Annotated in this window: 13 protein-coding genes; 2 read left to right on the top strand and 11 right to left on the bottom strand. The window is 38.9% G+C overall.

All coding sequences use genetic code 11. The features are described from left to right. Positions 1-2 precede the first annotated feature (2 nt). The 7 genes from ACWATA_RS22815 to ACWATA_RS22845 form a co-directional block, all read right to left on the bottom strand. Positions 3-1,280 (bottom strand): DUF445 domain-containing protein, encoded by a 1,278-nt coding sequence (locus tag ACWATA_RS22815; protein ID WP_033580705.1) that lies wholly within the window; start codon positions 1,278-1,280, stop codon positions 3-5. A gap of 127 nt (positions 1,281-1,407) precedes the next feature. After that, on the bottom strand, positions 1,408-2,763 hold the full coding sequence (locus ACWATA_RS22820) for an amino acid permease (protein ID WP_098112285.1): 1,356 nt from the start codon (positions 2,761-2,763) through the stop codon (positions 1,408-1,410). A 225-nt stretch (positions 2,764-2,988) separates the two neighbouring features. Next, a complete protein-coding gene (locus tag ACWATA_RS22825; RefSeq protein ID WP_033580703.1) occupies positions 2,989-3,639 on the bottom strand; it encodes an amino acid ABC transporter permease in 651 nt (216 codons plus the stop codon). Positions 3,640-3,653: 14 nt separating this feature from the next. Next, positions 3,654-4,292 carry an amino acid ABC transporter permease gene (locus tag ACWATA_RS22830; RefSeq protein ID WP_013055074.1) on the bottom strand — a complete coding sequence of 213 codons (639 nt, stop codon included), beginning with the start codon at positions 4,290-4,292 and terminating at the stop codon, positions 3,654-3,656. 74 nt (positions 4,293-4,366) lie between these two features. Then, positions 4,367-5,182: a transporter substrate-binding domain-containing protein gene (locus ACWATA_RS22835; protein ID WP_033580702.1), complete on the bottom strand. Its 816-nt coding sequence runs from the start codon at positions 5,180-5,182 to the stop codon at positions 4,367-4,369. Positions 5,183-5,203: 21 nt separating this feature from the next. After that, entirely contained in the window at positions 5,204-5,932 is a 729-nt protein-coding gene (locus ACWATA_RS22840) for an amino acid ABC transporter ATP-binding protein (protein WP_028410185.1), read from the bottom strand. Between the two features lie 476 nt (positions 5,933-6,408). Then, positions 6,409-6,930, bottom strand: coding sequence for a M15 family metallopeptidase (locus ACWATA_RS22845; protein ID WP_165635433.1), 522 nt, complete (start codon positions 6,928-6,930; stop codon positions 6,409-6,411). Positions 6,931-7,144: 214 nt separating this feature from the next. Between ACWATA_RS22845 and ACWATA_RS22850 the strand changes: the two genes are divergently transcribed. Beyond that, the gene (locus tag ACWATA_RS22850) at positions 7,145-7,942 is read left to right on the top strand and encodes a hypothetical protein (RefSeq protein ID WP_165635434.1); all 798 of its coding nucleotides are present in this window, start codon (positions 7,145-7,147) and stop codon (positions 7,940-7,942) included. A 41-nt stretch (positions 7,943-7,983) separates the two neighbouring features. On the opposite strand, the gene ACWATA_RS22855 is transcribed toward ACWATA_RS22850, so the two are convergent. From ACWATA_RS22855 to ACWATA_RS22870, 4 genes are all read right to left on the bottom strand, one after another. Next, entirely contained in the window at positions 7,984-9,204 is a 1,221-nt protein-coding gene (locus ACWATA_RS22855) for a multidrug effflux MFS transporter (RefSeq protein ID WP_165635435.1), read from the bottom strand. Positions 9,205-9,271: 67 nt separating this feature from the next. After that, positions 9,272-10,093, bottom strand: coding sequence for a MerR family transcriptional regulator (locus ACWATA_RS22860; protein WP_033580818.1), 822 nt, complete (start codon positions 10,091-10,093; stop codon positions 9,272-9,274). 63 nt (positions 10,094-10,156) lie between these two features. Then, entirely contained in the window at positions 10,157-11,170 is a 1,014-nt protein-coding gene (locus tag ACWATA_RS22865) for a nitronate monooxygenase (protein WP_033580819.1), read from the bottom strand. Between the two features lie 272 nt (positions 11,171-11,442). Next, positions 11,443-12,507, bottom strand: coding sequence for a lactonase family protein (locus ACWATA_RS22870; RefSeq protein ID WP_033580820.1), 1,065 nt, complete (start codon positions 12,505-12,507; stop codon positions 11,443-11,445). A 333-nt stretch (positions 12,508-12,840) separates the two neighbouring features. Between ACWATA_RS22870 and map the strand changes: the two genes are divergently transcribed. Further along, complete coding sequence (map, locus tag ACWATA_RS22875; protein ID WP_025752900.1) at positions 12,841-13,587, top strand: type I methionyl aminopeptidase; 747 nt, start codon at positions 12,841-12,843, stop codon at positions 13,585-13,587. Positions 13,588-13,607 lie beyond the last annotated feature (20 nt).

Consider the following 13,607-nt stretch of genomic DNA (forward strand, 5'->3'; position numbering starts at 1 on the left):
TTTTATACCGCTAATTTAATAACCGTTAACACAATACCAATCAAGAATCCACATAGAGCTCCGTTCACTCGAATCCACTGCAAATCTTTTCCGACATTGTTTTCCATCATATCCACAAGCGTTTCATCATCTAATTTATCTAAGTTTTCTTGAACAAGCTGCCCAATTTTTGAATGATTCTCGTCTACAAAACTCATGATTTGCTTTTGAATAGCCGTATCAATTGCTTCTTGACGCTGTGCATCCACTTCAAGAGCATTCAGCCAGCTCTCTACGTAAGGAACGGCGTAGCTTTTCATAAATTCAGGGCTTTCAATAAATGCCGTCACTTTCGCTTTCATTTTATCGACGATTTCTGTTAATTTATTCGTTACATTTAATTCATTAATCGTTTTTTGTTTCCATGCTTCTAATTTCTCAAGAAGCTCTTCATTGTGCTCCAAGCCTTGCAGCTCTTTTCTAATTCCATTTACCAAAGCAAGGCGATATTCATCATCTTCATTACGAAGACGACCTGTAATAGAAAGCAGTAGATTTTGCAAAATAGACCCTAGCTTCTCTTCGTTAATCATGCTTTGAAATGATTTGAGAGCAAATTGTAAAATACCGTCAAGCTCAATATTATCAAGCGCATTTTTAGCAATACTTCCGAGCTGATACTGGGTTTCTTCTTTTTTAATCCAGCCCTCTCCCTTATTTAAAAGAACATCAAGTGCTTTTTCATCATACTGATTTCTAACCACTTCTCCAACAACCGAATGCACAATAGGCTTTAACTCTATTGCTGAAAGCGATGACTTGAGCTCTTTTTCAATAATAGGAACTACTTTCTCTGTATCCACACGATTAATCGCATCAACAAGCAGTGCTGTTCCTTTTTGTTGAATCGTTTCCGAATGAACACCTTTTCGAACAATCGGAAGCAAACGCTTTGTAAACGCAATTCTTTTTACTTTTTCTTGAATACTTTCTTTTGACAGCCAGTCGTTTTCAAGCGTTGAGACTAACCCTCTTGTAATACGCTGCCTGTTTTTAGGAAGCAGCGCAGTGTGTGGAATAGGAATGCCTAAAGGGTGACGAAAAAGAGCCGTAACTGCAAACCAATCCGCTAAGCCGCCGACTAATCCAGCTTCGAACCCACCTTGAAGCAACCGACCCCAAATTGAATCACCAAAAGGCATGGTGGCAACGAAGCCCACTCCCATAATCGCCAAAGAAATCGTGGCCAAGTGCTTTGATTTCTTTTTTGGGTTTGTTGTAAATACATTATTTGATTCCATTGTAGTCCTCATCCTTTATTTATTTAACTAAACATTTCATCTAGAAATATGTAACGTGATACAGAAATTTTCGCAAAAAAAGAAAGACAAGCTTTTACCCTCGTCTTTCTAGTATATTGCCTTTTTGCTATACTTCAAACTTTTTTTCTTTTCGATTTTTATTAATAAATGAAAAAATGAGGAGTACGACCAGGATAACCGCACATACGCTTGATCCAATCACATTGTTTTTGTTAAACATAAACGATACAAAAATAACAAGCAGTGCTGCTGTTGCAAAGAGCGTTGTATAAGGAAACCACTTTAAGGCAAAAAACGGCTTTTCTTTATACCCTTTACGCAGCTTTAATTGAGCTAAACAAATGCTCACCCAAATGAGAATGATCGTGAAACCTGGAATAGTCATTAAATAACTAATTACATTATCCGGCGTCTTGTAGGCTAAAAACAAACCTATTAAAATACAAGCAGCCGTAATCATCAAACCGTTAATCGGAATGCCATTTTTTGAAACTTTCAAGAAGCGCTTTGATGCTTCTCCGCTTTGAGCCATAGCATAGAGCGTACGCGAAGTTGCATACATCCCTGAATTGGCTGCTGATAAAACGGCCGTCAATAAAACGAAGTTCATAATGTGAGCCGCACCTGGCAGACCGGTAATACTAAACACTTGCACAAAGGGACTGTCTTGCCCCGATACAGAATTCCAGGGCATAAGGCCGCAAATAATTAAAATAGGCAAAATATAAAAGCCAATCACTCGCCATACTGTGCCTTTAATTACTTTCGGTAACACGTTTTTTACATCTTTTGTTTCCGTTACGGCCACACCAATTAGTTCAGCTCCCCCGTAAGAGAACATCACAATTAAAAAGGCGCTCAGCACACCGCTCATGCCGTGAGGGAAAAAGCCTCCATGAGCCGTATAATTTGCCCAAGGATTTTGCACATCACTTGGAATTACACCGAATAAAATGAAAGCTCCCAAAATGATAAAAGCAGTAAGAGCAATTACTTTAATACCGGCAAACCAAAACTCAATTTCTCCGTAATACTTCACTTGAAATAAATTCATCCCTACAATCAGCACTGCACAGAGAAAGCTTAAGAGCCAAAGAGGTACAGAAGGGAACCAAAACTTCAAAAAGCTTCCTCCCGCAAGCAGTTCAACAACCGTCACAACAATCCAGTTCACCCAGTACAGCCACCCTACAATAAAAGAGGTTTGCGTACCGAATGCCTTATGCACTAAATTTTGTACGTTCATATTCGGATAGACAATTGCCATCTCCGCTAGTGCTGTCATTACAATAAATAAGATAAGGCCGCCAAATAAATACGCAAGTACAACACTTGGTCCTGCAATACCTAGCGTGTCAGCGCTACCTTTAAAAATGCCTGTCCCAATCATGCCGGCAAGTGCAATGAGCTGCACATGACGAGGCAACAGACCTTTTTTTAAATTTTGATCTTGTTTTCCCATAATGCCCGTCCCTTCTGTTCATTTTACGTGTTAGTTTAACCAAATCACTTCTTGCACAAAAACCCCTACCGGATATTCAGTAGGGGTTGGACCAACACTGTTTTTTTCTTCTATATAATGAATGAAAATAATCTCATTTAATCACTGTTACTTTAGTCATTTTATGCGTTGCAACAATGCATTGTCAATGTTATTTATTTTCCAAAAATAAAGTCAAAAGAGTATCTACACCCTTTTGACTTCTAGTCTTCGTGCAATGACTGATAAAGCATAGTTTACAATAAAATACATCATCGCAATGATCAAAAACATCGGCACCACGTAACTTTGTTTCTGTCCATAAATGATTTGAGCATTATGCAGCAAATCAGGAAGCGCGATGACCACTGCAAGCGACGTATCTTTTAATAATGAAATAAATTGACTAACTAAAGGAGGTACCATTCGTCGCAAAGCTTGTGGCAATACAATAAAACGAAGCGTTTGGTAATAGTTTAAACCTGATGAACGTGCCGCTTCAATTTGTCCTTTTTCAATTGATTTTAATCCGCTTCGGATAATTTCTGAAATCATAGCAGATTCAAATACAGTGAGGGCCACAATCGCTGCTGACGTAATTTCCATATCAATTCCGATTTCAGGTAAAGCAAAGTATGTAAAAAAGATGATTAAAAGAAGCGGCAAATTCCGGATAATTTCTACGACAAAAGCGAGTACATGAGACAGAACTGGAATGCGGGCATACCTTAAAATACCTACTATACTTCCAATAAGAAAACTTAACACAATCGAAATGAATGCCACTTTTAAAGTGACCCAAAATCCTTCCATTAAGAAGGAAAGGTGATCAGGAGAATAAGCACCCATAAAATCCATCACTTTCACTCCTTTCAGCTTGTTTTACCAAGACGTTTCTCAAGATAACCAACTCCTAAACTCAACGGAATGGTTAGAACTAAATAAAACAGAGCAACAAAAATATACACATCAAACACTACATAAGTTTGAGAGGAAACAAGATCTGCCTGATACATTAAATCAAAACCAGCAACAATCCCTAACACGGATGAGTTTTTCACTAAATTAATAAATTGATTCCCAAGAGGAGGAATGACAATTTTAATGGCTTGAGGCAATATAATGAATCGCATAGCCTGACCGTACGTAAGGCCGGATGAACGCGCCGCTTCAAGCTGCCCTTTTGGAACTGCCATAATTCCCGCTCGTATGGCTTCGGCTATAAAAGCTGCCGTATAAATAGTTAATCCCAGCACTCCGGCTGCTGTACCGCTGATTCCTGCCACAATAAAAATAAAAAAGACGATAACCACAAGTGGAATATTTCGAATAAACTCTACGTAGACAGTGCCAATTACATTTACTATTTTGAGAGGGGCTATTCGCATTACCGCAATGATTGTACCAAGTACAAAACTGGCCACTAAAGCAATCAGACTGGCGATAATGGTGTACTTAAAACCTTCTAAATAAAGATCCATATTGTTCGTCAGAATTGAAAAATCCAGCAATTTTCTTCCTCCTTTCAACTAAACAAGCAGGATGAGCATAATGCTGCTCATCCTGAGAAAAGAAAACTGTACGCTTATTGTTTGATCCACTTGTCGTGAATTTCATCATATTTTCCAGAGTCTTTCATTTTTTTAAGCGCATCGTTTAATGCATCTACAAGCTCTTTGTTTCCTTTTTTCACAGCAATGCCATAAGGCTCTTCTGTGAACGGCTTTCCTACTAATTCATAAGAAGGATCTTCATCAGCCATTCCATAAAGAATAGCATCATCAGTTGTTAAAGCATCTCCTTGCTTAGATTTTAAAGCGGTAAATGCTTCTGCATAGTTTTCAAACTCTAATACCGTTGTCTCCGGTGCTTTTTCGCGAATATTAATAGCTGAAGTTGATCCTTTAACAGCCAACACTTTAGTACCTTTCTTCAAATCATCAACGCTTTTAATTTTACTGCCTTTTTTCACAAGAAGAGACTGGCCAGCTTGAAAATACACGTCCGTAAAATCCACTTCTTTTTTACGCTCATCTGTGATGGTCATTGTTGCAACAACAGCGTCAATATCTCCTTTTTGAAGAAGAGGAACCCTTGTTTTGGACGTAACTTCTTTAAATTCTACCTTGTTTTCATCTCCTAAAATCTCTTTAGCCAGCTGCTTAGAAATATCAACATCAAAACCTTCTACTTCACCCGTCTTTGGATTCTTTAAGCCAAACAAACGCGTATCATTTTTAACTCCAATAACAATTTTCCCTCTGTCTTTGATTTCAGTGAGCGCATCTTTTTTAGCTGATGATCCACTCGTTTCTTCACTTTTCCCTCCACAAGCCGCTAACATCATAGCCGCTGCTAATGAAAGCACAGCTGCCTTTAAAAACGTTTTTGATTTCTTCATATTACTCCCCCTATTAAACAATTAATGATTTAAAATACGGCTAAGAAATAAACGTGCCCTTTCTTCTTGCGGGTTTTCATAAAACTCAGCCGGAGTTGCCTCTTCTAAGATTTTTCCTTGATCCATAAATACAATGCGGTCTGCTACTTCTTTAGCAAACCCCATTTCATGAGTTACAACTACCATCGTCATTCCTTCTTTAGCCAATGTTTTCATGACATCCAGCACTTCTCCAATCATTTCTGGATCAAGAGCAGAGGTAGGCTCATCAAAAAGCATAATCTCTGGTTTCATTGCAAGTCCCCTCGCAATGGCTACACGCTGCTGCTGGCCACCTGAAAGCTGGGATGGGTAGGCGTTGGCTTTTTCACCGATTCCTACTTTATCCAAATAGTATAGAGCTGTTTTCTTAGCTTCTTCTGACGACTGTCCCAGTACTTTCATAGGCGCTAAGGTGATATTTTCTAAAACCGTTTTGTGCGGATATAAATAAAAATGCTGAAAAACCATACCTATATTGCGGCGCAGTTTGTTAATATTTGTTTTTTTATCTGCAACCAATATATTATTTACCGTCAATTGTCCGTTAGATATTGTTTCTAAATAATTTATGCATCGCAGCATCGTGCTTTTACCCGAACCCGAAGGTCCAATTACGACGACAACTTCACCTTTTTTAATCGTTAAATTGATATCTTTTAATACGTGAAAATCACCGTAATATTTGTTCACTCCGTCAAAAACAATCATTTTCCTCCTCCTAATCTACGAACAATGATAAATATTTAAATTTTTAAAATATTTAAAATATGTTAAAAATTATATTCTTACCCTTAAAGCAAAGTCAACAGTTGACAAATTATCTCTTTTTTGTAATCAAAATGAACTATCTTCAAATAAAATATGCTAGAAAAATAAAAGGTTTTGTTGGCATTTGCCGATATGTAAGCATACGTTCGCTAGGCTGAAGGTACTTGTATAAGCTTAATCAATAGATTATATTAGTTAACGCATATCTTTATACGAATTGTCTTTCATTTTTCTAGGGCAGTTCTCTCTAATCAGCCCTTTTTCTAATTATCCGTCTATCACTTTATTATATTAATATATATAATTCTCTTAGCAGTAAATTAATAAAAAAAGTAAATACAAGCTTCCATTCATGTTAGAGGTTCTGACATAAATATAGTGAAATTATATTATTTCTCTAAAAAACACACGCTTTATTAGCGTGTGTGGCCTTTTATATTTTCCGGACTCATTTGAAAATGCGGATAGTCTTTAAAACCTTGCCAATCTCCTCCCCATTCAAACCCTAAACTTTTTGCGATATCTACAACCTCCATCCAATCAGACCGATTATTGTTATTACCGTCATATTTCATGTCCCAAATAACTTCTCCGTCTTTTAACCCAATAGCAAAATCAATAGCTAGTCCATAGTTATGATAAGACTGGCCGCCCTTTGAATAGGTAACAATGTTGCCTTCTTCCGTCCTGCCTTTTGCATAAAGCCTATCTTGTTCTTCTTTTGAACGGAAACCTTCCGTAATGACAATCGAGATTCCTTGGTCGTTTGCTTGTTGAACAAGTTTATTTTTCTTTTCTTCTACGACAGGATGCAACTCAGCTGCTCCTGAAAAATCTTTTAACGTTGGACCTGGCTTTAACTCATCGCGAAACAAAAATAACAGGCTTACCGCTATCACAACTATCAAAGCTATTGCCAATTTTTTAAGAACGTTCATCTATATAAAGTCTCCATTCTTTTTTGCTGTTACTTAGATAAAATCATATCGAATTTCATTTTGTTATCCAATAAAAGAGCTGTAGTGTTCAACAAACGTCTATATTTTTTCGTTTTTTATCTATTTTCACCATTTTTTCACTATTGGTGGTTACATTAACAATTGTGGACAGCTCTGTACCACACCCCTATAACTTTTAAGGAGTGACAACAGCATGAAAAAGAAACTATTCGGTTATATCATGGCAAGCGGTTTAACACTAGGAGTTATGGCCGCTGCAAACTCCACGGCATTTGCAGCAAGCAAAGATGAAACAAGCTCTTCAACGGTTGTAGAGCGAACAAATGGCAATACAACAACTACGAGTGATGCAACACAACAAAAAGTTGATGATATTATGAAAAAAGCACAGGAAAAATTACAGAAACTCGGCGTAAGCTTACCTCAGCATCATAAAGAAGGCCCCTTTAGCAATTTAGATGCTGGTACAAAGGCAAAAGCGAAAGCTATTATGGATCAGCTTCGCGACGGCACCCTGACTAAGGAACAAGCTGAAGCCAAATTAAAAGAACTTGGCGTAGACTTTCCTGAACATAAAGGCGGTCCTTTTAGCAATCTAGATGCAGCCATTAAGAAAAAAGCCAAAGCTATTATGGACCAGCTTCGCGACGGCACCCTGACTAAGGAACAAGCTGAAGCCAAATTAAAAGAACTTGGCGTAGACTTCCCTGAACATAAAGGTGGTCCTTTTAGCAATCTAGATGCAGCCACTAAGAAAAAAGCCAAAGCTATTATGGATCAGCTTCGCGATGGCACGCTGACTAAGGAACAAGCTGAAGCCAAATTAAAAGAACTTGGCGTAGATCTTCCTGCTAAAAAGAAAGATTTTCTAAATGGTTTAGATGCTGAAACAAAAGCTAAGGCCGAAACCATTTTAGAAAATGCAAAAAAAGAAATTCAAAAACTCGGTGTCACAATGCCGTTTGAAAAGAACGAGCACAAAGCTCAATAACTAAAAAAAGCTACTTGGCTGTTGAGAGCCAAGTAGCTTTTTTATGATGCAGTTTTCCGTTTCACTAATGCCATATATACACCTAATGCTAATAAATCACAGACCATAATCACAATGCCCATCGGCAGAGCATTTTGCCCTCCTCCAAGTCCCACAAGAGGAGCTACGGCTGCTCCGAGCAAGAACGGCAGCAATCCTAGAAGCGCTGAAGCACTCCCTGCATTAGAAGCTTGATTTTGCATAGCAAGTGAAAAAACGGTTGTGTTCACAATTCCTACGCTTGATACAACAAAGAAAAGCAAGATGCAGACCAAAATAACGGATGTGTGAGTAGCAATTACAGCCACTAAAAGCACGCTTCCAACGGCTGCTTGAAGCAATCCATACATGAGAAGAGTAGCTTCTTTTACTTTACCAGCTAAACGTCCTGTCACTTGAGTAGCTATAATGAGACCAAAACCGTTAATAGCAAAAACAAAACTGAACATCTGCGGAGACAGTCCATAAACGTCTTGAAGAACAAATGTAGAGCCTGAAATATAAGCAAACATAGCGCTCATAATAAAACCTTGCGCCAGCGCATATCCCACGAAGACACTATCTTTTAGCAATACGCTAAATGTACGCAGTACTTCTGTTAATCCACCTTCTTTACGGCGTTCAGCCGGCAGCGTTTCTTTCAAGCCAAATAAAACGGCAAAAAACATTAGTGCACCAATTACGGCTAACACACCAAATACTCCGCGCCACGACATAACCGTCAGCAGCTGTCCACCGGCAACCGGAGCCAAAATGGGAGCTAAACCATTTACGAGCATGAGCATGGAGAAAAACTTTGTTAAATCCGAACCTGAAAACAAGTCTCGCACGCTTGCTCTTGAAATAACCATTCCTGCTGCTCCCGCCATGCCTTGAATAAATCGTAAAACGATAAAAATCCAAATAGAAGGCGCAAACACGCATAAAACAGAGGCAACTGCATAGGTGATTAATGCTGCTACAAGTGGCTTTTTCCTTCCCCGGATATCACTGAATGGCCCCATTACCACTTGCCCAAATGCCAAGCCCAATAAGCAAGCTGTCAGACTGACCTGGGCTAAAGAAGCTGACGTATGCAGTTCTTTAGCAAGCGTCGGCAGCGCTGGCAAATACATGTCGATTGATAACGGTCCAAATGCGCTTAGTGAACCCAAAATTAAAATAAATAAAATGCGATTTCCTCGGCTTAAAGACATTCCTTGGGAAATACTTTGCTGATTCATCTATTGTTGTCTCTCCCTTCAGCAGTTTTACAATAGTCTCATCTTAAACCCTCCAGCAACTGGATAGTCAAGACGTAATTCGAATTTGAATTTCCGTCAGCCGCTCTTCTTCATGATGAGAAATAAATGAATCTACAATTCGCCGAATTAAAAAAGGCCCTTCTGCTTTGTATCCTTCGACTTTAATAAAGTTCAGTAACGTATCGTAATAGACTCCTGTGGTATCTCTCTTTTCTCTCATATAAATAGATGCGTAATCGCCTTCAGGTATTAACGTAACGAGTTCATGCTTAAAAGAAACATCGCTTTCGACCAATAAAAAAATGCCATCGTAATCTGTAAATTGTTGTTTTTTTGTGTTTTCTACAGATAGTATAAACCCTACTTTCCCAATCATAATCGGGGTAATATGACTGATTTTCTTTTTTAAATCACGCAGAACACTTTCAGTTCCGTCTAACGTACCTACCTCTGCTTTTACTTGCACAACTTCACGAGAAGGAAGGTGTTTGATGAACGGGGCTCCTATTTGGTTAATATGTCTCGTCTGTTCTAATTCCTTCATTCGAGTTGTTAACTGCGCATTCACTCTTTGAAGGTGACGAATTTTTTCTTTTGTTACCTTCTGATATTCCGCTAAGGTTTCAATAAATTCGTCCAAGCTGCTGTGCTCCATTTTTCTTTTAATTTCTTTTAACGGAACCCCCATCAGCTTTAAATAGACAATGATATCTAATTTCTTAAATTGTTCTAACGTATAATAACGATATCCAGTTTGCGGATCAACTTCATAAGGCTCAAACAGGCCAATTTCATCATAATAGCGAAGTGTTTTAATTGGAATATCGTGCAGTCTGGCCATTTGCCCAATCGTAAATTTGTTTTGCACTATAAGTTCACCTTCTTTATGTAAAGCTGCTTGCACTTAAAGCAAGCAACACCGTAATTCTCATCATTCATTTAGTTCTTGTACAAGCTCTTCCACAATAAGATGTGCAGGCAGTTCTTTTGCCAGCGTAAATCCAGTTCCTGCCCACAAAGAAGTGTACTCTGGATTATTCATTTGTGTAGCTTTTGTTCGAATAGGCTTTGTCATATAATGAATATGAGGGTAAGCGGATGGTGCTGATTTATCATAGGAAATAAAAAAAGCATTCACAAATCCTCTAGCACGTTTCCCTGTAAAAGCTCTTGTAACACCTGTTTCATTAAAACGCTTTTGAAGAATGCTTTCTTTATGAAGAGCACTCGCTCCGCTTTCTGGACAACAAATAAAAGCCGTACCTAACTGCGCAGCAGAAGCACCTTCCTGTAACACGCGTTTAATGTCAGACCCCGTCATCAAGCCTCCCGCAGCAATTAATGGCTTTTTAGTGATTAGACGGACTTCTTTTAGCAAATTTATAAGCGAAAAGTCCACCGAACTCTCTAAAAAAGTAGACCGATGGCCGCCGGCTTCAATTCCTTGCAAGCACAGCGCATCTGCTCCTGCTCTCAAAGCCACTTCGGCTTCTTGAGGTGTTGTAATCGTAACGAAAATATGACTTCCAATTCCCTTTAAGCTTGCTACGATCTCTCGATCCGGGCACCCAAATGTAAAGCTCACAGCAGGTACTCGATGTTTTTGAATGATGTCGAGCTTGGCACTCCATTCATCATCATCATTCTTTGGTATGCCAACTTGACACTCCAAATATCCAGCGGCTTTTGACAATTCTTTTTGATAACAATCAAGTGCATCAACTGCTACTTTTTCATTTGTCGGAACAAACAGATTTACTCCAAAAGGTTTTTTCGTAAGTGAGTGCATCTCTATAATTTCCTGCTCCAATTCACGCGCACTTTTATATCCAGCGGCTAAAAACCCTAGCCCTCCGCTATTAGATACAGCTGCAGCTAGTTTAGGCGTCGAAACTCCTCCTGCCATAGGAGCTTGTACAATTGGATACTCACATATATTTTCCACACTTATCACCTCAGCCCTTCATGCGTTCTCTCTTCATTCTACTACAACACCAGAAAAAAAAGCCCTCCAAAAGGGCTTTTCTTCCATATATAGATTATGCTCATTTCAAAAATTGGGATCATAAATGACGCTTAGGAATGCGGACTACCTGACTATTCCCTCAAAGGTTCACCTATGCGGATGGCACTAACCCCGAAAGGAGAGTGACAGCCGCTTAGGTTTAGAAAGCCAGACCTGATTGTTTTTGGATCAGGTCTGGCTTTCTACATCGATTACTTATAGTGGAGGAACTTTACGCATACAGCTTCTGGAACCGTAACGTTAGATTGAAGAAGCGTTAGCTTTCCATTTTCTTGGTCTCTTTCAAACAGCACCAAGTTTCCTGTCTCTTGATTAGACGCCACAATAAATTGTTCCGTTGGATCTAAAACAAAATCGCGCGGCCAGTCGCCTTCAGTGCCTGTCCATTCTACGAATGTTAACTGTCCAGAATCCTGGTCTACTTTGAATGTTGCAATCGAGTTATGTCCGCGGTTTCCTGCATAGACAAAGCGGCCGTCTGAAGAAATGTGGATCGCACTCCCTTGATTATTTTCTGTAAAATCAGCCGGAATTGCTAAAGTAGCTTGTTGTTGAGTAAAGCTTCCTGTGCTTTCGTCATACGTTAAAAATAAAACTTCGGAGCTGAATTCTGTCATTGCATACGCATAGCGGCCATTTGGATGGAACGTTAAATGTCTAGGGCCCGAACCAACAGATGTAGAAAGGCTGTTGACTTCCTTCAATTTATTCTCTTCCACTTCATATGTCACAATTTCATCAATACCTAGGTCTACAACCGCCACGTGTTTTTCTCCAGGAGTAAAATCGGCATAGTGTACGTGTGGTTTTCCTTGTTGTCCTTTTTTAAGGTCTGAATGAGGATGTTCCACTACGGATGCTACATATTCAATTTCTCCTGTTTCTTCATTAACAGAATACGTCTCAACGCTCCCTTTATGAAAATTAGCAGATAAAACAAGCGTATTATCTTCATTCACTGAAACGTAGCAAGGAGGCGCGCCGTCTAGCAGCTGTTTGTTTACAAATTTCAATTGCCCTGTGTTTGGATCAATCTTAAAAGCAGCTACGCCGCCTTTTTCTCCTTCTTTAATAACTGTATAAAGATGTTCATTGTCTTTGCTCGCATTTAAGTATGTAGGATTTTCAATTTTAGCCACGGCTTTTACTTCTACAATTTTTTTAGCCTTTGTATCTAACGTAAATGTATAGACACCTTCACTGCCTGCTTTTGTATATGTACCTGCAAATCCAATAAATTTTCCATGTTCACTCATTTTCCTATACCCCTCCTAAAGAATTGTTTTGTTTCATTTATTTTACTATATCATACCGCATTTGTTATAGAGAATGCTCCAATTCAACGTTCATTTATCAGTTTTCCCTACATGCCTAGCGTCAAACCCTTCCTTTTTAAGCCTGCATCTTGCATTTTCCTACCATTGGGCGTTATGATTAAGGATGATTTTATATCGCCCAATAGCAGACGGTTCCTGTATTTCTTAGATTTTTAAATAAAGAAAAATGAACTGATGAATAGTCGACTTCCATCGCTATAACCGCTGCTCAACTTTTTTCGTAAAGTTACATCAAAAAAGGAGTGAACAACAATGATCACATTAAAAAGTGAACGCGAAATTAATTTAATGCACGAAGCAGGTAAATTATTAGCTTCTTGTCATAAAGAAATCGCTAAAATGATCAAACCAGGCATAACAACAATGCAAATTGATAAATTTGTTGAAGAGTACTTAGCAAAGCACGGAGCAACGCCGGAACAAAAAGGATACAAAGGATATCAATATGCAACGTGCGCTTCTTTGAATGATGAAATTTGCCACGGTTTTCCAACAACTAAACCGTTAAAAGACGGGGATATCGTAACCATTGATATGGTTGTAAATTTAAACGGAGGCTTAGCAGATTCGGCATGGACTCACACCGTTGGAGACATTTCAGACGAAGCACAGCGTCTAGTAGATGTTACATACGAAGCGCTTTTAAAAGGAATCGAGCAAGCACAGCCAGGAAACCGTACAGGTGACATCGGCCACGCTATTCAAAGCTATGTAGAAGGCGAAAAATTCTCTGTCGTACGTGACTTCACAGGACATGGAATTGGAAATACCATGCACGAAGCGCCTACAATTCTTCACTACGGAAAAGCTGGCAAAGGTACACGTTTAAAAGAAGGTATGGTTATTACAATTGAGCCAATGGTAAACGCTGGTACATGGCATTCTAAAATGGATAAAAACGGTTGGACTGCTCGTACAACAGACGGTAAATTATCCGCTCAATTTGAACATACGCTTGCGATTACGAAAAACGGTCCTCTTATTTTAACAGCACATTAAAAAACAGCCCTTTTGAGGCT

The sequence above is a fragment of the Priestia sp. USM5 genome (assembly GCF_058323215.1).

Excerpts from the sequence above, each read along its gene's own strand:
- ACWATA_RS22815 (WP_033580705.1), bottom strand. The coding sequence starts at position 1,280 with ATGGAATCAAATAATGTATTTACAACAAACCCAAAAAAGAAATCAAAG.
- ACWATA_RS22820 (WP_098112285.1), bottom strand. The coding sequence starts at position 2,763 with ATGGGAAAACAAGATCAAAATTTAAAAAAAGGTCTGTTGCCTCGTCAT.
- ACWATA_RS22825 (WP_033580703.1), bottom strand. The coding sequence starts at position 3,639 with ATGGATTTTATGGGTGCTTATTCTCCTGATCACCTTTCCTTCTTAATG.
- ACWATA_RS22835 (WP_033580702.1), bottom strand. The coding sequence starts at position 5,182 with ATGAAGAAATCAAAAACGTTTTTAAAGGCAGCTGTGCTTTCATTAGCA.
- ACWATA_RS22840 (WP_028410185.1), bottom strand. The coding sequence starts at position 5,932 with ATGATTGTTTTTGACGGAGTGAACAAATATTACGGTGATTTTCACGTA.
- ACWATA_RS22845 (WP_165635433.1), bottom strand. The coding sequence starts at position 6,930 with ATGAACGTTCTTAAAAAATTGGCAATAGCTTTGATAGTTGTGATAGCG.
- ACWATA_RS22850 (WP_165635434.1), top strand. The coding sequence starts at position 7,145 with ATGAAAAAGAAACTATTCGGTTATATCATGGCAAGCGGTTTAACACTA.
- ACWATA_RS22855 (WP_165635435.1), bottom strand. The coding sequence starts at position 9,204 with ATGAATCAGCAAAGTATTTCCCAAGGAATGTCTTTAAGCCGAGGAAAT.
- ACWATA_RS22870 (WP_033580820.1), bottom strand. The coding sequence starts at position 12,507 with ATGAGTGAACATGGAAAATTTATTGGATTTGCAGGTACATATACAAAA.
- map (WP_025752900.1), top strand. The coding sequence starts at position 12,841 with ATGATCACATTAAAAAGTGAACGCGAAATTAATTTAATGCACGAAGCA.